Source organism: Streptococcus oralis, assembly GCF_018448765.2.
Lineage (GTDB): Bacteria > Bacillota > Bacilli > Lactobacillales > Streptococcaceae > Streptococcus > Streptococcus oralis_BM.
Window position 1 is genome coordinate 66,873 of the sequence record NZ_JAHCMC020000001.1, and the last position, 23,844, is coordinate 90,716.

The window sequence follows — 23,844 nt, forward strand, 5'->3', positions numbered from 1 at the left end:
TGCTCTCCTTTTTATATAGGGTTTCTTTAAGAGAGTCTTGCTATAATAAAAGCTGTACTTTCTCTTTAAAGGTCGCTTTTTAAGGGCTTTTGTGATATAATAATGCGCAAGAGGTTTAGAATGAAAAAAAATAATTTAATCCCGTTTTCTGCAGTCTTGCTAGGGCTTGCAACTTTCGGAATCTTAACTTTGCTGATTATTTTTTCACATAATCTTGCTGTAACAATCACTGTTTTATTTTTATTTGTACTGCTTTATCTGCTTTTATTTGTATGGCAAAAAAAACAGTATGAAAAGAGCGAAATTGAACAAATCCAATATGTAAATCACCAAGCCGAAAATAGCTTGAGTACTTTGCTTGATCAAATGCCGGTGGGAGTCCTGAAATTAGACTTATCAAGTGGAGAAGTGGAATGGTTTAATCCCTATGCTGAGCTGATTTTGACGAATGAAGAAGGGGAAATTGATGTTGAGTTAATTCAAACCATCATCAAGGCTTCTGTTGGGAATCCAGGTTCGTATGCTACCTTGGGCGAAACACGATATGCTGTCCATATGGACAAGGCTTCAGGCGTTTTGTATTTTTTTGATGTTTCTGGGGAGTACGAAGCAACTGTCGAATTGGTAACTAGCCGTCCAGTCATTGGGGTCATCTCAGTGGATAATTACGATGATTTGGAGGATGCGACGTCTGACTCTGATATCAGCCATATCAATAGCTTTGTAGCTAATTTTGTTTCAGAATTTGCTAGTAAGTATGCTATGTTTTCTCGCCGTGTGGGGATGGATCGTTTTTATTTATTCACAGATTATACAGTACTCGAGGAATTGATGAATGATAAATTCTCTGTTATTGATACTTTCCGAGAAGAATCAAAACAGAGGCAACTAGCCCTAACTTTAAGTATGGGATTTTCTTATGGTGATGGAAATCATGAAGAGATAGGGAAAATTGCCTTGCTCAACTTGAACTTAGCAGAAGTTCGCGGTGGTGACCAGGTGGTGGTCAAGGAAAATGATGAGACCAAGAATCCAGTCTACTTCGGTGGAGGAACTGCTGCGTCTATCAAACGTACTCGTACACGTACGAGAGCCATGATGACAGCCATTTCTGATAAGATTCGAAGTGTTGACCAGGTTTTTGTAGTCGGTCATAAAAATCTAGATATGGATGCCTTGGGCTCTGCTGTCGGTATGCAGTTGTTTGCAAGTAATATTATTGAGAGCAGTTATGCTGTCTATGATGCAGATAAAATGTCAGCAGATATCGAGCGTGCTATCCAGTTCTTAAAGAAGGAAGATACTACGAAACTCTTATCTCTTACAGATGCCATGAAGCTAGTCACAAGCCGTTCGTTATTGATTTTAGTGGATCACTCCAAGACGGCTTTGACCTTGTCAAAAGATTTTTATGATTTGTTTACTCAAACTATTGTTATTGACCATCATAGACGTGATCAGGATTTCCCTGAGAATGCAGTCATCACCTATATTGAAAGTGGAGCAAGTAGTGCGAGTGAGCTGGTCACAGAATTGATTCAGTTCCAAAATTCTAAGAAAAATCGTTTGAGTCGTATGCAGGCTAGCGTACTGATGGCTGGAATGATGTTGGATACCAAGAACTTTACATCTCGCGTAACGAGTCGAACCTTTGATGTGGCTAGCTACCTCAGAACACGTGGAAGCGATAGTATTGCTATCCAGGAGATTGCTGCGACAGATTTTGAAGAGTATCGTGAGGTAAATGAACTCATTTTACAAGGTCGTAAGTTAGGTTCAGATATCTTGATTGCCCAAGCTAAGGACTCAACGACTTATGACACAGTTGTTATCAGTAAGGCTGCCGATGCTATGTTGGCTATGTCCGGCATTGAAGCTAGCTTCGTTCTGGCAAAAAATACACAAGGATTTATCTCCATCTCGGCTCGAAGCCGTAGTAAAATCAATGTGCAACGCATTATGGAAGAGCTAGGTGGCGGAGGCCATTTTAATCTAGCGGCTGCGCAAATCGAGAATATGAATCTGTCAGAAGCAGGAGAAAAATTGACTAAACTAATCTTGGATGAACTAAAGGAAAAGGAGAAAGAAGAATGAAAGTAATCTTTTTAGCAGATGTTAAAGGAAAAGGAAAAAAGGGCGAAATCAAGGAAGTGCCAACTGGCTATGCTCAAAACTTCCTGATTAAAAAGAATTTGGCCAAGGAAGCGACTGCTCAAGCAGTGGGCGAGTTGCGTGGTAAACAAAAATCAGAAGAAAAGGCTCATGCTGAAATGATTGCTGAAGCAAAAGCCATCAAGGCTAAGCTTGAAGCAGAAGAAACGGTTGTAGAGTTTGTTGAAAAGGTTGGACCAGATGGCCGTACATTTGGCTCCATCACTAACAAGAAAATTGCAGAAGAATTGCAAAAGCAATTTGGTATCAAGATTGACAAACGCAATATTCAAGTGCAAGCACCAATTCGAGCAGTAGGTTTGATTGATGTACCAGTGAAAATCTATCAAGATGTTACAAGTGTCATCAATCTTCGTGTAAAAGAAGGTTAAGTTTACAATTTCTTGACAAGATTGTAAAGGGAAGGAAAGTCGGATGGCAGAAGTAGAGGAACTGCGAGTTCAACCTCAGGATATTTTGGCAGAACAATCTGTTCTGGGGGCTATTTTTATAGATGAGAGTAAGCTCGTTTTTGTCCGAGAATACATTGATTCTCGTGACTTCTTTAAGTATGCTCATCGATTGATTTTCCAAGCGATGGTAGATTTGTCGGATCGTGGGGAAGCGATTGATGCGACGACAGTTCGGACGATTTTGGATAGTCAAGGGGATCTCCAAAATATTGGCGGCTTGTCTTATCTTGTTGAAATCGTCAACTCTGTACCAACTTCAGCTAATGCGGAATATTATGCTAAAATTGTAGCCGAAAAGGCTATGCTACGTCGCTTGATTTCCAAGTTGACAGAGTCTGTCAACCAAGCTTATGAGGCTTCTAAGCCTGCAGATGAAATCATCGCTCAGGCTGAAAAGGGACTCATTGATGTTAGCGAAAACGCCAATCGTAGTGGGTTCAAGAACATCCGAGATATTCTAAATATCAACTTTGGGAACCTAGAAGTTCGGTCACAACAAACAACGGATATCACTGGTATTGCAACGGGTTACCGTGATTTGGACCATATGACGACAGGTCTCCATGAGGAGGAATTAATTATTCTAGCGGCGCGACCAGCAGTTGGTAAGACGGCCTTTGCTTTGAACATTGCTCAGAACATTGGGACTAAGTTGGACAAGACGGTTGCTATCTTTTCGCTGGAAATGGGTGCGGAAAGTCTAGTAGACCGTATGTTGGCGGCCGAAGGATTAGTGGAGTCCCATTCTATCCGTACGGGTCAATTGACTGATGAGGAGTGGCAAAAGTATACCATTGCCCAAGGGAACCTAGCCAACGCGAGTATTTATATCGATGATACACCAGGGATTCGGATTACGGAAATTCGTTCGCGCTCACGTAAACTGGCTCAAGAAACAGGCAATCTAGGCTTGATTTTGATTGACTACCTACAGCTTATAACAGGGACTGGTCGCGAGAACCGCCAACAAGAAGTTTCTGAAATTTCTCGTCAGTTGAAAATTCTAGCTAAAGAGCTAAAGGTTCCAGTCATTGCTCTTAGTCAGTTATCTCGTGGAGTGGAACAGCGTCAGGATAAGAGACCAGTCTTGTCTGATATTCGTGAATCGGGTTCTATCGAGCAGGATGCAGATATCGTAGCCTTTCTATACCGTGACGACTACTATGATCGTGCGGGTGAAGAAGAGGAAGGAATTCCAAATAACAAGGTGGAGGTTATCATCGAGAAAAACCGTAGTGGAGCTCGCGGAACAGTGGAATTGATTTTCCAAAAAGAATACAATAAATTTTCAAGTATCTCAAAGAGGGAGGCATAAGATGTCAGATGCATTTACAGATGTAGCCAAGATGAAAAAAATCAAAGAAGAGATCAAGGCACATGAGGGACAAGTCGTTGAAATGACTTTGGAAAATGGCCGTAAGCGCCAAAAAAATAGATTGGGTAAGCTAATTGAGGTTTATCCATCTCTATTTATCGTTGAATTTGGGGATGTTGAAGGAGACAAACAAGCCAATGTTTACGTTGAATCCTTCACCTACTCAGATATCTTGACAGAAAAGAACTTGATTCGCTATCTAGACTAAGAATCCTAAAATGAAGTGAGCTTTGCTCACTTTTTTCTTTTTCTCCCGAATAGTATAAACGAGGGTAACCTCGGAAATTTACATTATTAAGGAGAATGAATGACGTTTTTAAAATCAGGAGTTAAGAAGAGTAGATATACTCAGTTGGGTTTAGGGCTGGCTACTTTGTTCGTTACAAGTACCTTTTTATTTGGTGGAGAATCGGTTCAGGCTGACAGTGTAGCGCGTGGTGATGATTACCCGCTTCACTATAAAAATGGTAGTGTGGAAATCGATCAGTGGCGGATGTATTCTCGCCAGTGTACGTCTTTTGCGGCCTTTCGTTTGAGTAGTGTGAATGGCTTTGAGATCCCGCCTGCTTATGGAAATGCAAATGAATGGGGACATCGTGCAAGGCGAGAAGGCTACCGTGTGGATAGCAAACCAGCAGTTGGGGCTATTGCTTGGTCAACAGAAGGATATTATGGGCACGTGGCCTGGGTATCAAATGTATCAGGGGATACGATTGAGATCGAAGAGTATAATTATGGGGTTCGAGAAAAGTATAACCGTCGAAAAGTCAAGGCTAGTTCGATGACAGGTTTTATTCATTTCAGGGATTTATCCGCTAACTATAGTGTGAGTGAGGGTTCTCGTAACTCAGAGCTTCCGTCCAGCGGGACAATAGTATTCACGGGGAAATCACCTATTATGGACCAACCGTCAAGTACAGGAAAGGTTATTGATTACTATTATGCTGGTGAGAGTGTGAGTTATGATCAAGTTCTTGAAAAGGATGGTTATAAGTGGCTCGGTTATCTATCCTACAGTGGTGCTAGAAGGTATGTGCAGTATGAAAAGTTAAGCAATACAGAGAATGGGTGGAAAAAAGAAGGAGGGAGTTGGTATTACCGAGAGAATGGTAAGCTAGCGACAGGGTGGAAAAAAGTTAATGGCAATTGGTACCATTTAAAAGAAAATGGGGTCATGTCAACAGGTTGGGTGAAGGATAGTTCGCATTGGTACTATCTAAAGGCATCAGGGGAGATGCAGACAGGATGGCTCAAGGAAAATGGAACATGGTATTATTTGGAGAGTTCAGGGGCTATGAAGTCTAGCCAGTGGTTCCAGGTAGGAGGAAAGTCTTATTACGTCAATGCTTCAGGGGCTTTAGCAGTGAATACTACTGTAGATGGCTATCGAGTGGATAGTAATGGAGCTAGAATCTAGAAAGAATATAAAAAAGAGGGCTTCACTACCATTTGCCTATTCTTTCCGATGGTATTTTTCCTTGCTTTCCTTTATAATGGGTGTATGGACAAGAAAAAATTATTATTAATTGATGGATCTTCAGTTGCTTTTCGAGCTTTTTTTGCGCTCTATCAGCAGCTGGATCGATTTAAAAATGCTAATGGTCTTCATACCAATGCAATCTATGGCTTTCAACTTATGTTGAATCATGTATTGGAGCGAGTTGAACCCAGCCATGTTTTGGTAGCTTTTGATGCAGGTAAGACGACTTTCCGAACAGAGATGTATGCAGACTACAAGGGTGGCCGTGCTAAAACTCCGGATGAGTTTCGTGAGCAATTTCCCTTCATTCGTGAGTTGTTAGACCATCTTGGGATTCGCCATTATGAGTTGGCCCAGTATGAAGCTGATGATATCATCGGGACCCTAGGTCGTTTGGCTGAGAAGGATTCTTTTGATGTGACAATCGTTAGCGGAGATAAGGATTTGATCCAGTTGACGGATGAGCATACGGTGGTCGAGATTTCCAAGAAAGGTGTGGCTGAGTTTGAGGCCTTTACGCCAGACTATCTCATGGAAAAGATGGGCCTCACACCAGCTCAGTTCATTGATCTTAAGGCTCTTATGGGGGATAAGTCTGATAATATCCCTGGTGTCACGAAAATCGGTGAAAAGACGGGTATCAAGCTCTTGCTAGAACACGGTTCGTTAGAGGGTATTTATGAAAATATCGATGGGATGAAGGCTTCTAAGATGAAGGAAAATCTCATCAATGACAAGGAACAAGCCTTTTTGTCGAAAACACTGGCAACTATCGATACCAAGGCACCGATTGAGATTGGCCTTGATGATTTGGTCTATAATGGCCCAGATGTGGAAAATCTCGGGAAATTCTACGATGAGATGGGCTTCAAACAGCTCAAACAAGCTCTAAATGTTTCGTCAACGGATGCGCCTGAGAGCTTGGATTTCACTATCGTTGATCACGTCAGTCAAGACATGCTGAGTGGCGACTCTATCTTCCACTTTGAGCTTTTTGGTGAGAATTACCATACAGATGACTTGGTTGGTTTTGCTTGGTCTTGTGGGGATAAACTTTACGCTACAGACAAACTTGAGCTCTTGCAGGAGCCGATTCTCAAGGATTTTCTAGAAAAAACACCTCTGAAAGTGTATGACTTTAAGAAAGCGAAGGTTCTTTTAAATCGCTTGGGTTTGAATCTGCAGGCTCCTGCTTTTGACAGTCGTTTGGCAAAATACTTACTCTCAACAGTCGAGAATAATGAAATTTCAACTATTGCGAATCTCTATGGCCAGACTTATTTGGCTGATGATGAGACCTTCTATGGTAAGGGGGTCAAGAAAGCCATCCCTGAGAGAGAAAAATTCTTGGAGCATTTGGCTCGCAAAGTTGCAGTATTGGTTGAGACTGAACCTGTTTTACTTGAAAAACTCAGTGAACATGGGCAGTTAGACCTTCTCCATGACATGGAGCAACCTCTGGCTTTTGTCCTTGCTAAGATGGAAATTGCTGGGATCAAGGTCAAAAAAGAAACTCTGCTTGAGATGCAGGCTGAAAATGAGCTTGTTATTGAAAAACTGACTCAAGAGATTTACGAGTTGGCTGGTGAAGAGTTTAATATCAATTCTCCTAAGCAGTTGGGTGTGCTTCTCTTTGAAAAGCTCGGTCTTCCTCTAGAGTACACTAAGAAAACCAAGACAGGTTACTCGACGGCCGTGGATGTGCTAGAGCGTCTAGCTCCTATTGCGCCAATTGTTAAGAAAATTCTAGACTACCGTCAGATTGCTAAGATTCAATCGACTTACGTGGTTGGCTTGCAGGATTGGATTTTAGATGATGGCAAGATTCACACGCGCTATGTGCAGGATTTGACTCAGACTGGGCGTTTGTCTAGTGTGGATCCAAACTTGCAAAATATTCCTGTTCGTTTGGAACATGGCCGCCTCATTCGTAAGGCTTTTGTCCCTGAGTGGGAGGATAGTGTCTTGCTCAGCTCGGACTATTCACAGATTGAGTTGCGCGTTTTGGCCCATATCTCTAAGGATGAGCACTTAATCAAGGCCTTCCAAGAGGGAGCAGATATCCATACTTCCACAGCTATGCGTGTCTTTGGAATTGAATGTCCTGAGGATGTGACTCCAAACGACCGTCGCAATGCCAAGGCGGTTAACTTCGGAGTGGTTTACGGGATTTCAGACTTTGGTTTGTCTAATAATCTGGGCATCAGCCGTAAGGAAGCTAAAGCCTACATCGATACCTACTTTGAACGCTTCCCAGGTATTAAAAACTACATGGATGAAGTTGTTCGTGAGGCGCGTGATAAGGGATATGTAGAGACCCTCTTCAAGCGTCGTCGAGAGCTACCAGATATCAATTCGCGCAACTTTAACATTCGTGGTTTTGCAGAGCGGACAGCTATCAACTCCCCTATCCAGGGATCTGCAGCAGATATTCTCAAGATTGCTATGATCCAGCTAGACAAGGCTTTGGTAGAAGGTGGCTATCAGACCAAGATGCTCTTGCAAGTGCATGATGAAATCGTCCTCGAGGTTCCGAAATCAGAACTAGCAGCCGTCAAAGCTCTAGTGAAACAAACCATGGAAGAAGCCATCCAAATCAGTGTTCCCCTGATCGCTGATGAGAATGAAGGAGCAACTTGGTACGAGGCTAAATAAGAAAGATATGATGGAGTTTGAAGTACTTGCCTTCAAACTCTTTTTCATGATTTTCTGTAAGCAGTTTCCTTGACTTTTCCTTGTATTTGCGTTACTATATGTCCATATAAGATATGGGAGTCTGTGTACAGTCTGAGAGGAAGTGTTAAACTTCGACCGCACCTGATCTGGGTAATGCCAGCGTAGGGAACGATACTTAGCCGAATTCTGCACCTTTTCCATATATGGAAGGGGTTTTCTTTTTGTTAAAAGGAAACCTGAGAAAAGGAGGTTTTTATGAAAGCAAGCATTGCCTTGCAAGTCTTGCCCCTATCGCAGGGGGGTGATCGAATTGCTATTATCGATCAGGTGATTGCTTATCTGCAAGCTCAATCTGTGACCATGGTGGTGACACCCTTTGAAACGGTCTTGGAAGGAGAGTTTGATGAGCTCATGCGCATTCTCAAAGAAGCGCTTGAAGTGGCTGGGCAGGAGGCAGATAATGTCTTTGCCAATGTCAAAATAAATGTAGGAGAAATTTTAAGTATTGATGAGAAACTTGAAAAGTATACTGAGACGTCACATTAGTCTATTGGGCTTTCTAGGAGTCTTGTCGGTCTGGCAGTTAGCGGGAGTATTCAAACTTTTACCCAAGTTTATCCTGCCAACTCCTCTTGAGATCCTCCAGTCCTTTGCTCGTGACAGAGAATTTCTCTGGCACCATAGCTGGGCGACCTTGAGAGTGGCTTTGCTCGGACTAGTTTTAGGAGTCTTGATTGCCTGTCTCATGGCGGTGCTTATGGACAGTCTGACTTGGCTCAATGATCTCATCTATCCCATGATGGTGGTTATCCAGACCATCCCGACCATTGCCATAGCCCCTATTCTGGTCTTGTGGCTAGGTTATGGGATTTTACCCAAGATTGTCTTGATTATTCTGACGACAACCTTCCCTATCATTGTTAGTATCTTGGACGGTTTTAGACATTGTGATAAGGATATGCTGACCTTGTTTAGTCTGATGCGAGCAAACCCTTGGCAAATCCTTTGGCATTTTAAAATCCCGGTCAGTCTGCCTTACTTTTATGCAGGTCTGAGGGTCAGTGTCTCCTACGCCTTTATCACAACAGTGGTATCTGAGTGGTTGGGAGGCTTTGAAGGACTAGGTGTCTACATGATTCAGTCCAAGAAACTGTTTCAGTATGATACCATGTTTGCCATTATTATTCTGGTGTCGATTATCAGTCTTTTGGGTATGAAATTGGTCGATATTAGCGAAAAATATGTGATTAAATGGAAACGTACTTAAATAGAGCGTTTTAGAAAAAGAAAAGAGGAAATGAAAATGAAGAAAACATGGAAAGTGTTTTTAACGCTTGTGACAGCTCTTGTAGCTGTCGTGCTGGTGGCTTGTGGCCAAGGAACTGCTTCTAAGGACAATAAAGAAGCAGAAGTCAAGAAGATTGACTTTATCCTAGACTGGACACCAAATACTAACCACACAGGGCTTTATGTTGCCAAGGAAAAAGGTTATTTCAAAGAAGCTGGAGTGGATGTTGATTTGAAATTGCCACCAGAAGAAAGCTCGTCTGACTTGGTGATCAATGGCAAGGCGCCGTTTGCTATCTATTTCCAAGACTACATGGCTAAGAAATTGGAAAAAGGTGCAGGAATCACTGCCGTTGCCGCTATCGTAGAGCACAATACATCAGGAATCATCTCACGTAAGTCTGACAATGTCACCAGTCCAAAAGACTTGGTTGGTAAGAAATACGGTACTTGGAATGACCCAACGGAGCTTGCTATGTTGAAAACCTTGGTAGAATCACAAGGCGGAGACTTTGAGAAGGTCGAAAAAGTACCAAACAACGACTCAAACTCCATCACACCGATTGCTAATGGCGTCTTTGACACTGCTTGGATTTACTACGGTTGGGACGGTATCCTTGCCAAATCGCAAGGCGTAGATGCTAACTTCATGTACTTAAAAGACTATGTCAAGGAGTTTGACTACTACTCACCAGTTATCATCGCAAACAACGACTATCTCAAAGACAACAAGGAAGAAGCTCGCAAAGTCATCCAAGCCATCAAAAAAGGCTACCAATATGCTATGGAACACCCAGAAGAAGCTGCAGATATCCTCATCAAGAATGCACCTGAACTCAAGGAAAAACGTGACTTTGTCATCGAATCTCAAAAATACTTGTCAAAAGAATACGCAAGCGACAAGGAAAAATGGGGACAATTTGACGCAGCTCGCTGGAATGCTTTCTACAAATGGGATAAAGAAAATGGTATCCTTAAAGAAGATTTGACAGACAAAGGCTTCACTAACGAATTTGTAAAATAATGACAGAAATTAGACTCGAACATGTAAGCTATGCCTACGATGATGAAAAGATTTTAGAGGATATTAACCTACAAGTGACTTCGGGTGAAGTGGTCTCTATCCTAGGCCCCAGTGGTGTAGGAAAGACTACCCTCTTTAACCTGATTGCAGGCATTTTAGAAGTCCAGTCTGGGCGAATTGTCCTTGATGGCGAGGAGAATCCTAAGGGGCGCGTGAGTTATATGTTGCAAAAGGATTTGCTTTTGGAGCACAAGACGGTGCTTGGCAATATCATCCTGCCCCTCTTGATTCAAAAGGTGGATAAAGCAGAGGCTATTGCCCGAGCGGATGACATCCTTGCGACCTTTCAGCTGACAGCTGTACGGGATAAGTATCCTCATGAACTTAGCGGTGGGATGCGCCAGCGTGTGGCCTTGCTTCGGACCTACCTTTTCGGGCACAAGCTCTTTCTCTTGGATGAGGCCTTTAGCGCCTTGGATGAGATGACCAAGATGGAACTCCACGCTTGGTATCTGGAGATTCACAAGCAGTTGCAACTGACGACCTTGATCATCACGCATAGTATTGAAGAGGCTCTCAATCTCAGCGACCGCATCTATATCTTGAAAAATCGCCCTGGGCGGATTGTTTCAGAAATTAAACTAGATTGGTCTGGAGATGAGGACCAGGAAGTCCAAAAGATTGCCTATAAACGTCAAATCTTGGCAGAATTAGGCTTAGATAAGTAGAAAAATAGGGGGTTGGTGAAGATTATCCTTTACCAGCGCCCTTTTTCTTTAAAAAAATCAAAAATTTCGGTATAATAGTCAAAGATAGTCAAGGTTCAAAGAAGGAGTTTGATTTACTATGAGATTTAAAAATACATCAGATCATATCGAAGCCTATATCAAGGCGATTTTAGACCAATCTGGTATTGTGGAATTGCAACGGAGCCAGTTAGCAGATACCTTCCAGGTTGTACCGAGTCAGATCAACTATGTCATCAAGACCCGTTTTACTGAAAGCAGAGGTTACTTAGTTGAGAGTAAACGAGGTGGTGGAGGCTACATTCGCATTGGGCGGATTGAGTTTTCCAGTCATCATGAGATGCTCCGCGATTTGCTTTACTCGATTGGTGATCGAGTTAGTCAGGAGATTTACGAGGATATTCTCCGGCTTTTAGTGGAGCAAGATTTGATGACCAAGCAGGAGATGACCTTGCTGACGTCTGTAGCAACAGATCGTGTCTTAGGGGAAGAATCCTCAGTTGTCCGTGCCAATATGCTCCGACAGCTATTACAAGAGGTAGATAGAAAAGAGAAGTAAGATGAACTATTCAAAAGCATTGAATGAATGTATCGAAAGTGCCTACATGGTTGCGAGCCATTTTGGAGCTCGATATCTAGAGTCTTGGCATTTATTGATTGCCATGTCCAATCACAGTTATAGTGTGGCAGGTGCGACTCTAAATGATTATCCTTATGAAATGGACCGTTTAGAAGAGGTTGCTTTAGAACTGACTGAAACGAACTATAGCCAAGACGAAACTTTTACGGAGTTACCCTTTTCCCATCGTTTGGAGGTTCTCTTTGCAGAAGCAGAGTATGTGGCCTCAGTGGTCCATGCTAAGGTGCTAGGGACAGAGCACGTCCTCTATGTGATTTTGCATGATGGCAATGCTTTGGCAACTCGCATCTTGGAGAGAGCAGGTTTTTCTTATGAAGACCAGAAAGATCAGGTCAGAATTGCTACTCTTCGTCGCAACTTAGAGGAACGTGCAGGTTGGACAAGAGAAGACCTTAAGGCTTTGCGTCAGCGCCACCGTACCGTGGCAGATAAGCAAAATTCCATGGCCAATATGATGGGCATGCCTCAGACTCCAAGTGGCGGTCTAGAGGACTACACGCATGACCTGACGGAGCAAGCGCGCTCTGGCAAGTTAGAGCCAGTTATCGGTCGTGACAAGGAAATCTCACGTATGATTCAGATTTTGAGTCGGAAGACCAAGAACAATCCTGTCTTGGTTGGAGATGCTGGTGTCGGGAAAACAGCTCTGGCCCTTGGACTTGCCCAGCGTATTGCTAGTGGTGATGTACCTGCGGAAATGGCCAAGATGCGCGTTCTAGAGCTTGATTTGATGAATGTCGTTGCGGGAACCCGTTTCCGTGGAGATTTTGAAGAGCGCATGAACAATATCATCAAGGATATCGAGGAAGATGGCAAAGTAATCCTCTTTATCGATGAACTCCACACCATCATGGGTTCTGGTAGTGGTATTGACTCGACTCTGGATGCGGCCAATATCTTGAAGCCAGCCTTGGCACGTGGAACTTTGAGAACGGTTGGTGCAACCACTCAGGAAGAATACCAAAAACACATCGAAAAAGATGCAGCCCTTTCTCGTCGTTTTGCTAAAGTGACGATTGAAGAGCCAAGTTTAGCTGACAGCATGACCATTTTGCAAGGTTTGAAGGCGACTTATGAGAAACATCATCGTGTGCAAATCACAGATGAAGCTGTCGAAACAGCCGTTAAGATGGCACATCGTTACCTAACCAGTCGTCACTTGCCAGACTCTGCTATCGACCTCTTGGATGAGGCAGCAGCAACAGTGCAAAACAAATCCAAGCATGTGAGAATGGACGAATCCGACTTGAGTCCAGCAGACAAGGCCTTGATGGATGGCAAGTGGAAACAAGCTGCCCAGTTAATCGCAAAAGAGCAGGAAGTCCCTGTCTATAAAGACTTGGTAACAGAATCTGATATCTTGACCACCTTGAGTCGCTTGTCAGGGATTCCAGTCCAAAAACTGACGCAAACAGATGCTAAGAAATATCTGAACTTGGAAGCGGAACTCCACAAACGTGTCATCGGTCAAGATCAAGCTGTTTCAAGCATTAGCCGTGCGATTCGCCGCAACCAGTCAGGTATTCGCAGTCACAAGCGTCCGATTGGTTCCTTTATGTTCCTAGGACCGACGGGGGTTGGTAAGACCGAACTGGCAAAGGCTCTGGCAGAAGTTCTCTTTGATGACGAATCAGCACTTATCCGCTTTGATATGAGTGAGTATATGGAGAAATTCGCAGCTAGCCGTCTCAATGGAGCTCCTCCGGGCTATGTGGGTTACGAAGAAGGTGGGGAGTTGACCGAGAAGGTTCGCAACAAACCATACTCCGTTCTCCTCTTTGATGAGGTAGAGAAGTCCCACCCAGACATCTTTAATGTCCTCTTGCAGGTTCTGGACGACGGTGTCTTGACAGATAGCAAGGGGCGCAAGGTTGATTTTTCAAATACCATTATCATCATGACGTCAAACCTTGGCGCGACGGCTCTTCGTGATGACAAGACTGTTGGCTTTGGCGCGAAAGACATTCGTTTTGATCAGGAAAATATGGAGAAACGAATCTTTGAAGAGTTGAAAAAAGCTTATCGACCAGAGTTTATCAACCGTATTGATGAAAAGGTGGTCTTCCATAGCTTAGATAGCAAACACATGCAAGAAATTGTTAAGATTATGGTGAAACCATTGATTGCTAGCCTGGCAGAGAAGGGTATCGACTTGAAACTGCAAGCTTCGGCACTGAAGTTGCTAGCTAGTCACGGTTACAATCCAGAAATGGGAGCTCGCCCACTTCGCAGAACACTGCAAACAGAAGTGGAAGACAAGTTGGCAGAACTCCTCCTTAAGGGGGAACTGGTAGCAGGGAAGACCCTTAAGATTGGTGTCAAAGCTGGTCAATTAAAATTTGATATTGCTTAAAAAAGGAGAGTCAGGAGTGATCCTGATTCTTTTTTGCTACTTTTTTATAAAAAATGATAAAAAACTATTGACAAAATAAAAATATCAAAAATTATAAAAAGGTAAAACATTTATGAAAAAGAAAACAGCAGTGGTATTTGGGACCTTTGCCCCTCTCCATCAAGGGCATATCGATCTAATCCAGCGAGCCAAGCGTCAGTGTGACCAGGTCTGGGTAGTCGTTTCAGGCTACGAGGGAGACCGAGGGGAGCAGGTAGGTTTAAGTCTTCAAAAACGATTTCGCTATATCCGAGAGGCTTTTCGGGATGACGAGTTGACCTCTGTCTGCAAACTGGATGAGACCAATCTTCCCCGTTATCCTATGGGCTGGCAGGAGTGGTTGGACCAGATGTTAGCGGAGATTTCCTATGATGAAACCCAGCAAGAACTGACTTTCTTTGTGGGAGAAGAAGACTACCAGCAAGAACTATCTAAACGTGGATTTGGCACTGTCTTGCAAGAAAGAAAGTTTGGTATCTCAGCGACTATGATTCGAGAAAATCCAAGCAAATATTGGAAATACATCGCTCAACCCTTCCGTCGTCAGTTTACCAAGAAAGTCTTGATCATGGGGAGTGCCAGCAATGGGAAGACCACTCTAGCCAAGGATTTGGCAAGGTATTACGATGCGCCTGTTAGTCTAGAATACGCGCGTGAGTATCAGATTAAAAACAATGTCCGCGATGATGAATTGACTCCAAAGGATTACTACTATCTCCTGTTGGGACAGTATGACCAGACCTCCAAGCTAATCGATAGCAATGCCAATCGAGGCCTGGTGATAGCCGATACCAACTCCTTGGTAACCAAGGGCTACTATGACTATTACATGGAGACTGAGGACCAAGGGGACTTATCAGGAGAAACCTTTGACAATCTCTTTGTTTCGATCTTGGCCAAGGAAAAATGGGACTTGATTCTCTTTGTGCAGCCTGTCGGCTCTTATGTCAATGACGGATTTAGAGATATGACCATGGCGGAAGACCATATTCGCTACAGTTTTTCCCAGCATTTGGACCAGATGAGGGAGAGATACTTAACGACCATTCCTCTAGTTTATCTAGCAGAGGATTATCTAGGAAATTATGAAGCAGCAAAAGTGGCTATCGATGCCATTTACCAAGCAGATTAGGAGAAAATTATGAAAACAGTAACTAAAAAAATCACACAATTTATCGAAAACTTTAACAATGTCCATGCTGAAGCCCGCAAGATTGGTTTTGCAGGGATCATGCGCCTGCTCTGGAAAGATCTCTTTGTCGGCCGGAGCCTTTTCCAGTGGTTGTATCTCATCGCCCTGTCAAGTGTTCCCTTGCTCTTAGAGTTCACGCAAAATACAGAAAGCCATGACTGGCTGAGCTTGTTTGCATCTTGGACTGGGATTGTCTGTGTTATCTTGGTAGCGGAAGGTCGTGCAAGCAATTATCTCTTTGGGGCCATTAACTCTGCTATCTATTTGATCTTGGCCATGAATGCGACTTTTTATGGTGAAGTTTTGACGACTGTTTACTTCTTTATCATGCAGCCGATTGGTCTCTATGCTTGGCTGTCCAATCGTATCAATGACCAAGGTAAACCAGAAGAATCCCACTTTGAAGCTAAGAAATTATCTGTTTTTGATTGGCTCAAGTACTTGGCCTTGACTGCCATCATCTGGATTGGTATGGGCTTGGCTTATCAAAGTATCCATAGTGCTCGCCCTTTCCGTGATAGTGTTACCGATGCGACCAATGGTGTTGGTCAGCTCTTGATGACACGTCTCTATCGTGAGCAATGGATTTTCTGGATTGCAACCAATCTCTTTAGTATCTACCTCTGGTGGGGTGAAAATATCCACATCCAAGGGATGTACTGGGTATACACACTTAATAGTCTAGTGGGATGGTACCAATGGACCAAGGCAGTTCGAAAGGAGGCATAAGATGGCAGACATAAAGATTCCAGAAGGAATGACGGAAAAAGAATATTATGAAATCCATGCCAGTCAGGAGGAGTTTTTAGACTGGTACTACAGGCAGGAACTCCCTCAATATGAAAAACCAAGTGTGACAGTGGATATGGTGGCTTACTGCTTTGTCGAAGGAAAGATCAAGCTCTTACTGATCCGTCGCAAGGCCCACCCTTATCAAAACTGCTTGGCTCTGGTTGGAGGCTTTATGGACAAGGGAGAAGATGCTGCACATGCCTGTCAGCGCGAGGTGAGTGAAGAAGTCAATCTCGATCTACCTTTGGAAAAAATCGAGCAATTGATGACCGTATCGACCCCTGGGCGTGATCCACGGGGCTGGACAGTGACCATTGCCCACTTGGTGTACCTACCTAGTCGTGCATTAGACCTCGTTCAGGCAGGAGACGATGCTAAGGATGTTGTTTTCGTAGATGTCGATTTTCAGACGGGGAAATGCTTCCTAGAGGGAGTGGAGCTGGAGGAGCAAGCCTTCGCCTTTGACCATTATGCCATTATCCAAGAATCCATCAAACGAATCCAAGGCCGTCTTGACTGGAATCCGACCTTCCTCTATCTGCTGGAGGAGGAGTTCACCGTCTACGAAGGAACTGAGCTGGTCAATCTCATCAATCCTGGTCGGCCCATCGTCAGCAATAACTTTCTCGTAAAATACGGAGAATATGTAGAAGAAGTCGGGCTCAAACGAGTACCTAAAAAGAAACCAAGAAAAACCTATCGATTGAAATAAAAAGTGAGGCCGGGACAAAGTTCCCGACCTCTTTATTTATCATCATTTTTATGAATGGCTATCTTTCTTAGAATTACACAAGAGCGATGTAAAAAATAGGACTCTAATCTAAAAAATTTTCTATTTTTTCGTTTCGATTACGAATTGAAATAGTGAAGAGAACATTTTTTAAAATAGGTTCTCTAAATAGTTGACAGATTCAAAACCTAATGTTACAATTATATTACAAAAAGATTTCTTAATATTTCAAAAACGTTACAAAGGAGTAAAAAATGAAAAAGAAAACCTATATCAAATTGATGGCAGCGACTGTGTTGGCTTCTACCTTGCTACTAGCAGCTTGTGGAAATAAAAACGAAACTACTCAAACTAGTAGCTCTGCAAAGACAAGTCAATCATCAAGCTCTAAAGCAGCTTCTTCTAGCAAAGAAAGCAAGACTCAAAAATCTTCAAGCTCAGCTTCATCTGAAAAGGCCCAGGCATCTTCTGGTCAGTCTTCTACAGCGGCGGATCAGTCACAAGCGAAACCAGCGCCTGAATCAAGACAAGAACAAGCAGCCCCTAGTCAGCAAGCTCCATCTCAGGCACCTTCAACTCAGCAAGGCTCTCAAGCCCAGTCTAACCAGTCAGGCTATGATCCAACAACTGACCGCAAACTTCAAGACAAGCAAGCAGAGCACAACAAACGCTACAAGGGTGTTTTAACCATGGTCGATGGTGATTTCTCAGCAGCTGCAGGCAACTGGAAGGGAGCGAATGGCGAAACTATTACGGTTTCATCAGGGGGCCAATTTACAGTAGAAACTGCAGAAGGAAATAAAGAAAACTACTCTATTAGAGGCTACTCTTACACTCTTGATGATGGCAAGTATAATGCTAAAATCGGAGGAGGAAAAATCATCCAAATTACAACAGGTGCGGATGGTAAAGTTTCAAGCGTTGCCTTGATTCAATAATAAAATTTGATGTTTTAACTCTTACTAGAAATCGTTCTGTAAAAGAGTGAGTCAACTGTTTTTCACTTAGTTTCTCCAAGAGAAAGTGGTATAATAAAAAAATCAAAGGAAAACGAGTGATAATACATGGCGGATAAACTAATCTTACCTCAAAACACACGACTGATGGGAGTATTTCTTGGATTTGTAGGTGGTTCTTTGGATGTGTTTTGCCATATTCAATACCATAGTTTGGTAGCGACACAGACAGGGAATATTCTCCTACTGATATCTGATTGGCACGACTCAAATGTTACCAATACGATGCTACGATTCTGCTCCATTATTTTCTTTTCTCTAGGATTTCTGTTTGCATTGCACATGAAAGAATACCGTAAAACGGCCTACTGGCGGGTTAAGATGCTGCTTCCTTTATTTATTGGAACTCTTATTCTACCTTTCTTTTCACGATTTCCTCTATTAGAAGTTCCTTTCATCGCTTTTGGAACAGGAATGATGATGCTAACATTTACGGGCAGTTTGATTGAAGATCATCCCTATGTCATTTTTATGACGTCTGGAAATTACCGAAAGATGTTGACCGCTTTGTATCGCATTGCTAGAAGAGACGGAAATATCCAAGAATATCGTCGTCAGGCCTTAAATTATGGGATTGTTGTGGGAAGTTTCATAGTGGGCGCAATCAGCTTGGCTGTATTGATGCATTTTCTTCATGAATGGTCTATATGGATTGTCAGCCTCAATTTGTTTTTGATTATGTCCTACTATATAGCTAGAGTGAAGCAGTTAGATTTACAAGATGAAAACATATAAAAACGGCAAGACTCATTTTTGAGCTTTGCCGTTTTTGTGAGTTGTAGATGTGAGACTATGCTTTGTCTAGTTGCAAGAGGGCCTCAATTTCTGAAAGAGTACTAGCTTGTGAAATGGCTCCACGAAGCTTGGCTGCACCAGATGTACCACGAAGGTAGTGAGGAGCGAGGCCACGGAATTCACGGACTGCAATTTTTTCTCCTTTGAGGTTAATTAAGCGTTTTAAGTGTTCGTAGGCGATTTTCATCTTATCTTCAAAGGTCAAATCAGGAAGGATTTCTCCTGTTTCAAAGTAGTGGTTGATTTGATTGAAGAGGTAGGGGTTTCCCATGGCTGCTCGGCCAATCATAACTGCGTCAGCACCAATTTCTTCGATGCGTTGTTTAGCATCTTGAACTGTACGGATGTCACCGTTGGCGATAAATGGAATCTTGGTTAAAGCTTGAGCAACCTTGTGAAGGGTCTCAAGATCAGCGTGACCAGTATACATTTGCTCACGTGTACGGCCGTGCATGGCGAGGGCAGAGACACCAGCAGCCTCAGCGGCGAGAGCATTCTCAACTGCTAGGGAAGGGTCAGACCAGCCGGTGCGCATTTTGACAGTTAGGGGGATATCAAGGACAGATTGGACCTTGTTGATAATAGAGTAGATCTTGTCTGGATCCTTGAGCCACATAGCACCAGCTTCGTTCTTCACGATTTTGTTAACTGGGCAGCCCATGTTGATATCGACGATATCGGTCTTGGTGTTTTCTTGGATGAATTCTGCTGCGCGTGCGAGGCTGTCTTCATCACTACCAAAGAGTTGGATAGAAACGGGATTTTCGCCTTCATCGATGTGAAGCATATGCAGGGTTTTTTCGTTGTTGTATTGGATTCCCTTGTCAGAGACCATTTCCATGACAACGAGTCCAGCTCCGAGCTCTTTTGCGATGGTACGAAAGGCTGAGTTGGTCACGCCAGCCATAGGTGCTAAAACAGTACGATTGGGAATCTCAACATTGCCAATCGTAAAGGGTGTATTAAGATTTGTCACGAATGAGTTCCTCCAGGTCGTTTTCATCAAAGTTGTAAGTTGTTTGGCAGAATTGGCAAGTGATTTCTGCCCCGTGGTCTTCCTCTTTCATTTCCTCTAAGTCTGAGCTTGGAAGGCTGGCAAGAGCGTTCATAAAACGGTCTTTGCTGCAGTCACATTGGAAACGAATTTCTTCTTCAGATAGGCGTTTGTAGGATTCGTCGCCGTAGATAGCCTTGAGAAGGGCTTCGATATGGTCGTCGCTTTCCAGAAGTGTCGAAATAGCTGGCATTTCTTGGATGCGTTTTTCAAAACGGGCAATCTCTTCTTCCTTGGCTCCTGGCAAGACTTGGAGAAGAAAACCACCGGCAACCTTGACCTTGTCTTCCTCGTCCAAAAGGACATTGAGGCCGACTGCTGAAGGGGTTTGTTGGCTTTCAGTCAGATAAAAGGCCAGGTCTTCACCGATTTCTCCAGAGATGAGAGGAGTCATAGAGTTGTAAGGATTTCCAGTACCATAGTCTGTGATAACGAGAAATTGACCATTGCCGACAAAAGGTCCGACTAGAACTTCACCAGTTGCAGTTTTTTTGATATCTACACCGGGATTTTGCACATAGCCTTTGACGTTGCCCTTTGTATCTGCGACCGTGATGATGGCACCGAGAGAGCTCGTTCCAAGAACTTTTACAGTAATCTTGGTATTTCCTTTTTCATTGGCTGCGAGAATCTGGCTGGCGATAAGGGTACGGCCAAGTGCGACAGTTGAACTGGCTTGAGTTTGATGCTTTTCTTGAGCAGTGCGGACGGTTTCCGTGCTGTCAAGAACAAAAGCACGAAAGGCTCCGCTTTCTGATATAGTTTTAATAATCTTATCCATACCTTCTATTTTAGCATAAAAATGCTCAAAGGGGGAGCCGTGTGTTTGCTGTCATTCTTTAAACTGTTTAATTTCTAATGATTGGTATAGGAGATTTATAGAAATGGAAATTTTTGTTCACATTTACTGTTAACATTTTAATTTATCTTAAAATAACCTAAAACGAACTTTTAAGTTATGGTAAACAGTTGAAAAAAAGGTTGATAAAGTGGTAAAATGTTAGGAAGATAAATCACTAATAGTTCGTATTTGTAGTCGATAGAAATGATATATTAATGGATAGCTTATGAAAAAACAACGAAATCTACATATATTCTTAGGCCGAACGGCCCTATATTTTGTAATCTTGCTTGGCCTGCTTTATTTTTTTAGTTACCTTGGGCAGGGACAAGGTGGCTTTATTTATAATGAGTTCTAGTTTAAAGGAGAAAAGGAACAGTGTCTAATAAACCGATAAAAGATATGATTGAAACGATTGAGCACTTTGCTCAAATACAACCAACATATCCTGTCTATAATGTTTTAGGTCAAGAGCATACTTATGGTGATCTGAAGGCTGATTCAGATAGTTTAGCTGCAGCTATCGATCGACTTGACTTGCCTGAGAAATCTCCAGTCGTCGTTTTTGGTGGTCAGGAATATGAGATGTTGGCTACCTTTGTAGCGCTAACTAAGTCGGGTCATGCCTACATTCCAATTGACAGCCATTCAGCTTTGGAACGAGTTTCTGCTATCGTAGAAGTTGCAGAGCCAAGTTTGATTATTGCCATCTCAGATTTTCCATTAGAGCAAACTAGCACACCAATGCTGAATTTAGAGCAAGTCCATGAAGCCTTTGCTCAAGGGGCTAGCTATGAGATGACGCATCCAGTCAAAGGAGATGATAATTACTACATCATCTTTACTTCTGGTACGACCGGTAAGCCTAAGGGGGTGCAGATTTCCCATGACAATCTCCTCAGCTTTACCAACTGGATGATTACAGACAAGGAATTTGCGACGCCAAGTCGCCCGCAAATGCTGGCTCAGCCCCCTTATTCTTTTGACCTATCTGTCATGTACTGGGCGCCAACCTTAGCACTGGGTGGTACGCTTTTTGCTCTTCCTTCAGCCATTACTCAGGACTTCAAAAAACTCTTTGCGACGATTTTTTCCTTGCCCATTGCTATCTGGACCTCAACACCGTCCTTTGCAGATATGGCCATGTTATCAGAAGACTTTAACAGTGAGAAAATGCCAGGAATCACGCATTTCTACTTTGATGGTGAAGAATTGACGGTCAAAACAGCTCAAAAACTGCGCGAGCGATTCCCTGATGCTCGTATTATCAATGCCTACGGTCCAACAGAAGCGACAGTAGCTTTGTCAGCAGTTGCCGTCACTAATGAGATGTTGGCGACTCTCAAACGCCTGCCAATAGGCTATACCAAGGCTGATTCTCCAACCTTTATCATTGATGAGGAAGGTAAGAAAGTTCCAAATGGTGAACAGGGAGAAATCATCGTTTCTGGGCCAGCTGTTTCAAAAGGCTATATGAATAATCCTGAAAAAACGGCAGAAGCTTTCTTTGAATTCGAAGGTCTTCCAGCCTACCACACAGGGGATGTAGGAACCATGACAGATGAGGGCTTGCTTCTCTATGGTGGACGCATGGATTTCCAGATTAAGTTTAATGGTTATCGCATTGAACTTGAAGATGTCTCTCAAAACCTCAACAAGTCTCGCTATATCGAGTCGGCTGTTGCTGTCCCACGTTATAACAAGGACCACAAGGTACAAAATCTACTGGCCTATGTCATCCTAAAGGACGGTGTCCGCGAGCAGTTTGAACGTGATATCGATATTACCAAGGCTATTAAAGAAGACCTAGCAGATATCATGATGTCCTATATGATGCCGTCTAAATTCCTCTATCGAGACAGTTTACCACTAACGCCTAATGGTAAAATTGATATCAAGGGCTTGATTAACGAGGTAAACAGTAGATGATGGAGCTTTATAAACAGCTACCTCATTTGGAACCTTATGGTGATCTTCAGTACTTTTTATACGTAATTGCTGCGACTTTACCTATCTTTATTGGTCTTTTTTTCAAGAAACGTTTTGCCTGGTACGAGGTACTCGTTAGTCTCTTCTTTATCGTCACCATGTTGGTCGGTGGAAAGACCGATCAAATAAGTGCTCTTATCCTTTATGTTATCTGGCAAGTACTGCTTGTATTTTTCTACAAAAGGTACAGGAAACGATGGGATAGTAAATGGATATTTTATCTAGTTAGCTTTTTATCTCTATTGCCTATCGTCTTTGTGAAAGTATCTCCTGCTATTCATGGACCTCAATCTTTGTTTGGATTTTTAGGGATTTCTTACTTAACCTTTCGTGCATTTGGGGTTATCGTTGAGTTAAGAGACGGTGTCATTAAGAATTTAACGATTTGGCAATTCTTACGTTTTCTTCTCTTTATGCCGACTTTCTCAAGTGGTCCCATTGATCGTTTTAAACGCTTCAATGAAAATTACGAGACCATTCCTGAGCGGGATGAGCTGATGGATATGCTAGAAGAGGCTGTCAAGTATATCATGCTTGGCTTCCTTTACAAGTTTATCTTGGCCCATGTTTTGGGAGAGATATTACTGCCTCCGCTGAAAAATTTGGCCTTACAGACAGGTGGTTTCTTTAATCATTATGCTCTGGCGGTGATGTATACTTTTGGTCTAGACTTGTTCTTTGACTTTGCGGGCTACTCTATGTTTGCCTTAGCCATCTCCAATTTGATGGGGATTCATAGTCCCATCAACTTTAACAAGCCTTTTTTGTCAAGGGATTTAAAGGAGTTTTGGAATCGTTGGCACATGAGTCTGTCTTTCTGGTTCCGTGACTTTGTCTTTATGCGGATGGTCATGGTGTTGACTAGAAAGAAGGTCTTTAAAAATCGCAATGTGACCTCAAGTGTAGCCTACATTCTCAATATGCTGATTATGGGATTTTGGCATGGTGTGACCTGGTACTACATCGCCTATGGACTTTTCCATGGGATTGGGCTAGTCATCAATGACGCTTGGGTTCGTAAGAAAAAAGCGCTCAATAAAGAACGGAAAAAAGCTGGAAAGGGTTCCTTACCTGAGAATTGCTGGATTCAGTTGCTTGGCATGGTTGTCACCTTCCATGTCGTGATGGTTTCATTCTTAATCTTTTCTGGATTTTTGAATGATTTATGGTTTAAAAAATAAAAGGATATAA

At 42.8% G+C, this 23,844-nt stretch carries 22 protein-coding genes; 20 read left to right on the top strand and 2 right to left on the bottom strand.

The features are described 5' to 3' along the window. The first annotated feature begins 120 nt into the window (after positions 1-120). From KIH88_RS00350 to KIH88_RS00430, 17 genes are all read left to right on the top strand, one after another. On the top strand, positions 121-2,094 hold the full coding sequence (locus KIH88_RS00350; RefSeq protein ID WP_213988636.1) for a DHH family phosphoesterase: 1,974 nt from the start codon (positions 121-123) through the stop codon (positions 2,092-2,094). Continuing rightward, positions 2,091-2,543 carry a 50S ribosomal protein L9 gene (gene rplI, locus KIH88_RS00355; RefSeq protein WP_000864211.1) on the top strand — a complete coding sequence of 151 codons (453 nt, stop codon included), beginning with the start codon at positions 2,091-2,093 and terminating at the stop codon, positions 2,541-2,543. The genes KIH88_RS00350 and rplI overlap by 4 nt, the downstream gene beginning before the upstream one ends. A 43-nt stretch (positions 2,544-2,586) precedes the next feature. After that, on the top strand, positions 2,587-3,939 hold the full coding sequence (gene dnaB, locus KIH88_RS00360) for a replicative DNA helicase (RefSeq protein ID WP_000852476.1): 1,353 nt from the start codon (positions 2,587-2,589) through the stop codon (positions 3,937-3,939). A 1-nt stretch (position 3,940) separates the two neighbouring features. Further along, positions 3,941-4,207 (top strand): Veg family protein, encoded by a 267-nt coding sequence (locus tag KIH88_RS00365; protein ID WP_001278165.1) that lies wholly within the window; start codon positions 3,941-3,943, stop codon positions 4,205-4,207. Between the two features lie 99 nt (positions 4,208-4,306). After that, complete coding sequence (locus tag KIH88_RS00370; protein ID WP_213988635.1) at positions 4,307-5,416, top strand: CHAP domain-containing protein; 1,110 nt, start codon at positions 4,307-4,309, stop codon at positions 5,414-5,416. Between the two features lie 84 nt (positions 5,417-5,500). Beyond that, the gene (gene polA, locus KIH88_RS00375) at positions 5,501-8,134 is read left to right on the top strand and encodes a DNA polymerase I (RefSeq protein ID WP_213988634.1); all 2,634 of its coding nucleotides are present in this window, start codon (positions 5,501-5,503) and stop codon (positions 8,132-8,134) included. Between the two features lie 276 nt (positions 8,135-8,410). Further along, the gene (locus KIH88_RS00380) at positions 8,411-8,701 is read left to right on the top strand and encodes a thiamine-binding protein (RefSeq protein WP_213988633.1); all 291 of its coding nucleotides are present in this window, start codon (positions 8,411-8,413) and stop codon (positions 8,699-8,701) included. Beyond that, entirely contained in the window at positions 8,664-9,422 is a 759-nt protein-coding gene (locus tag KIH88_RS00385) for an ABC transporter permease (RefSeq protein ID WP_213988632.1), read from the top strand. The genes KIH88_RS00380 and KIH88_RS00385 overlap by 38 nt, the downstream gene beginning before the upstream one ends. 36 nt (positions 9,423-9,458) lie before the next feature. Further along, positions 9,459-10,466, top strand: coding sequence for an ABC transporter substrate-binding protein (locus KIH88_RS00390; protein ID WP_084941289.1), 1,008 nt, complete (start codon positions 9,459-9,461; stop codon positions 10,464-10,466). Continuing rightward, entirely contained in the window at positions 10,466-11,194 is a 729-nt protein-coding gene (locus tag KIH88_RS00395; protein ID WP_213988631.1) for an ABC transporter ATP-binding protein, read from the top strand. Before KIH88_RS00390 ends, KIH88_RS00395 begins: the two co-directional genes overlap by 1 nt. Positions 11,195-11,312: 118 nt before the next feature. Further along, positions 11,313-11,771 (top strand): CtsR family transcriptional regulator, encoded by a 459-nt coding sequence (locus tag KIH88_RS00400; RefSeq protein ID WP_213988630.1) that lies wholly within the window; start codon positions 11,313-11,315, stop codon positions 11,769-11,771. A 1-nt stretch (position 11,772) separates the two neighbouring features. Continuing rightward, positions 11,773-14,205, top strand: a complete 2,433-nt coding sequence (locus KIH88_RS00405; RefSeq protein WP_213988629.1) for an ATP-dependent Clp protease ATP-binding subunit — start codon at positions 11,773-11,775, stop codon at positions 14,203-14,205. A 112-nt stretch (positions 14,206-14,317) separates the two neighbouring features. Next, positions 14,318-15,376: an AAA family ATPase gene (locus tag KIH88_RS00410; RefSeq protein WP_213988628.1), complete on the top strand. Its 1,059-nt coding sequence runs from the start codon at positions 14,318-14,320 to the stop codon at positions 15,374-15,376. Between the two features lie 9 nt (positions 15,377-15,385). Beyond that, on the top strand, positions 15,386-16,165 hold the full coding sequence (gene pnuC / locus KIH88_RS00415; RefSeq protein WP_213988627.1) for a nicotinamide riboside transporter PnuC: 780 nt from the start codon (positions 15,386-15,388) through the stop codon (positions 16,163-16,165). A gap of 1 nt (position 16,166) precedes the next feature. Further along, positions 16,167-16,940, top strand: a complete 774-nt coding sequence (locus tag KIH88_RS00420) for an NUDIX domain-containing protein (protein WP_000763405.1) — start codon at positions 16,167-16,169, stop codon at positions 16,938-16,940. A 272-nt stretch (positions 16,941-17,212) separates the two neighbouring features. Further along, the gene (locus KIH88_RS00425) at positions 17,213-17,896 is read left to right on the top strand and encodes a hypothetical protein (protein ID WP_033584722.1); all 684 of its coding nucleotides are present in this window, start codon (positions 17,213-17,215) and stop codon (positions 17,894-17,896) included. Positions 17,897-18,022: 126 nt separating this feature from the next. Beyond that, positions 18,023-18,709, top strand: a complete 687-nt coding sequence (locus KIH88_RS00430; RefSeq protein ID WP_057488962.1) for a YoaK family protein — start codon at positions 18,023-18,025, stop codon at positions 18,707-18,709. Between the two features lie 55 nt (positions 18,710-18,764). On the opposite strand, the gene dusB is transcribed toward KIH88_RS00430, so the two are convergent. Then, positions 18,765-19,745 (bottom strand): tRNA dihydrouridine synthase DusB, encoded by a 981-nt coding sequence (gene dusB / locus KIH88_RS00435; RefSeq protein ID WP_057488963.1) that lies wholly within the window; start codon positions 19,743-19,745, stop codon positions 18,765-18,767. Beyond that, the gene (gene hslO, locus KIH88_RS00440) at positions 19,732-20,604 is read right to left on the bottom strand and encodes an Hsp33 family molecular chaperone HslO (RefSeq protein WP_213988626.1); all 873 of its coding nucleotides are present in this window, start codon (positions 20,602-20,604) and stop codon (positions 19,732-19,734) included. Before hslO ends, dusB begins: the two co-directional genes overlap by 14 nt. Positions 20,605-20,890: 286 nt before the next feature. On the opposite strand from hslO, the gene KIH88_RS00445 reads away from it, so the two are divergent. Genes KIH88_RS00445 through dltB form a run of 3 tightly spaced genes read left to right on the top strand, consistent with a single transcriptional unit; the run spans position 20,891 to position 23,834 of the window. Further along, positions 20,891-21,022: a teichoic acid D-Ala incorporation-associated protein DltX gene (locus tag KIH88_RS00445; RefSeq protein ID WP_029692964.1), complete on the top strand. Its 132-nt coding sequence runs from the start codon at positions 20,891-20,893 to the stop codon at positions 21,020-21,022. A gap of 20 nt (positions 21,023-21,042) precedes the next feature. Beyond that, entirely contained in the window at positions 21,043-22,593 is a 1,551-nt protein-coding gene (gene dltA / locus KIH88_RS00450; RefSeq protein WP_213988625.1) for a D-alanine--poly(phosphoribitol) ligase subunit DltA, read from the top strand. Beyond that, complete coding sequence (gene dltB / locus KIH88_RS00455) at positions 22,590-23,834, top strand: D-alanyl-lipoteichoic acid biosynthesis protein DltB (protein WP_213988624.1); 1,245 nt, start codon at positions 22,590-22,592, stop codon at positions 23,832-23,834. The genes dltA and dltB overlap by 4 nt, the downstream gene beginning before the upstream one ends. Positions 23,835-23,844 lie beyond the last annotated feature (10 nt).